The organism is Arthrobacter sp. NPDC080086, assembly GCF_040702285.1.
The window spans coordinates 28,273-29,906 of sequence record NZ_JBFBKP010000053.1; the positions used below are offsets into that span (position 1 = coordinate 28,273).

Annotated in this window: 2 protein-coding genes; one reads left to right on the plus strand and one right to left on the minus strand. The window is 68.1% G+C overall.

The window, feature by feature from the left end:
- The coding region (locus AB0305_RS16360) for a cation diffusion facilitator family transporter (protein ID WP_366173408.1) at positions 1-981 on the minus strand (981 nt) is incomplete at its 3' end.
- 227 nt (positions 982-1,208) lie between these two features.
- Here AB0305_RS16360 and AB0305_RS16365 point away from each other — a divergent pair.
- The gene (locus tag AB0305_RS16365) at positions 1,209-1,475 is read left to right on the plus strand and encodes a GlsB/YeaQ/YmgE family stress response membrane protein (protein WP_056740672.1); all 267 of its coding nucleotides are present in this window, start codon (positions 1,209-1,211) and stop codon (positions 1,473-1,475) included.
- Positions 1,476-1,634: the final 159 nt, after the last annotated feature.

Below are 1,634 nucleotides of genomic sequence, written 5' to 3' on the forward strand. Positions count from 1 at the left end.
CGGGCGCCCCCCCCGGCGGCCGGGCCCCGCGGGGGGGTTGGGGGGGGGGGGCGCCCCCCCCCGCCGCCCCCCCCCCCGCCGCAGGTCCGGTTCCAGGTAGATCAACCGGGCGGTGGGGACCGCCTCTCGGATCCGGGCCTCGGCGGCGTCGATCGCGGCGGCAATCTCACGGCCGGAGTCTGCCGCGCCGACGCTGATCTTCGCCGCGACCAGGAGTTCCTCGGGTCCCAGGTGCATGGTCTTGAGGTGGATGATGCCGGTGCCATCTGACTCGATCGCGCCGCGGATCTTCGCGATGTCCGCCTTCGTGGCCGACTCGCCCAGCAGCAGCGACTTGGTTTCGATCGCCAGAACCGCGGCGATCGCCACCAGCAGCAGGCCGATCATGCCGGTGCCCAGGGCGTCCCAGATGCCGTTGCCGGTGATGAGGGTCAGCCCCACGCCCAGGAGGGCAAAGAGCAGGCCGAGCAGCGCGCCGAAGTCTTCCAGCAGGATCACGGGCAACTCGGGCTGCTTGGCGTTGCGGATGAAGCGGATCCAGCTCTGGTTGCCGCGCAGGGGGTTGGACTCGCGGATGGCCGTGCGGAAGGAGAACGACTCCGCGATGATGGCGCCGAGGAGAACGGCCAGCGGAACCCACCAGAACCCGCCCTCGATGCCGTGCGGGTGCTGCAGCTTGCCCCACGCCTCGTACAGCGCGAACAGGCCGCCGACGCTGAAGAGCACGATGGCGACGATGAAGGCGTAGATGTAGCGTTCCCGTCCGTAGCCGAAGGGGTGCTCCGGGCTGGCCTGCTTGGTGGCGCGCTTGCCGCCCAGAAGCAGCAGCAGCTGGTTGCCGGAGTCGGCGACGGAGTGGATCGCCTCCGCCAGCATCGACGAGGACATCGTCAGGAGGAAGGCGACGAATTTCAGGACGGCGATCGTGAGGTTGGCGGTCAGCGCCGCCACAATCGCCTTGGTACCGCCGTTAGCAGCCACGGGCCGTTCTCCTTTAGACAAATGATCGGCGCCGCCGGGCGTTTTCGAGGCCCCCGACTCCAGGGGTCAACCGTACCGGGAGGGACCCGGATTCCGCGTGCCGGCGGGGCCAAAGAGGGCACATAACGATTGAGGGTGGGACTGCTGACAGGCCGTGGGCCGTGTGTTAGCTTGAAGCCATAATCGGGATTCCTAAGGTGAATGCCGACGAATATGTAGGAGGAGACATGGGCTTTCTAGGCTGGATCATTCTCGGACTCATTGTAGGTGCAATCGTTAAGGCAATCATGCCTGGCCGGGTTGGCGGCGGCTGGGTCACCAGCCTCGTTCTCGGTGTGGTTGGTGCCATTGTCGGCGGCTGGATCGGCGACCTGCTCTTCGGCGGCGGCAAGATGGAATTCTGGAACCTCGGCTCCTGGATCCTGGCCATCGTCGGCGGCCTCGTCGTCGCCGGAATCTACGGCGCCATCACCGGTCGGAACCGGACTACGTAATTCTCATCCCCCGCCCGGGCCACTGAGCCCCGCGGGACACATACGACGGCGGGGGCCCACCCCACGGTGGGGCCCCGCCGGCGGGTTTTGGGGGGGTGGGGGTTTGTACACCTCTCGGCAGCCCGGGGGGCGCGGGGGGCGGGCACACGCGTGCAGGCA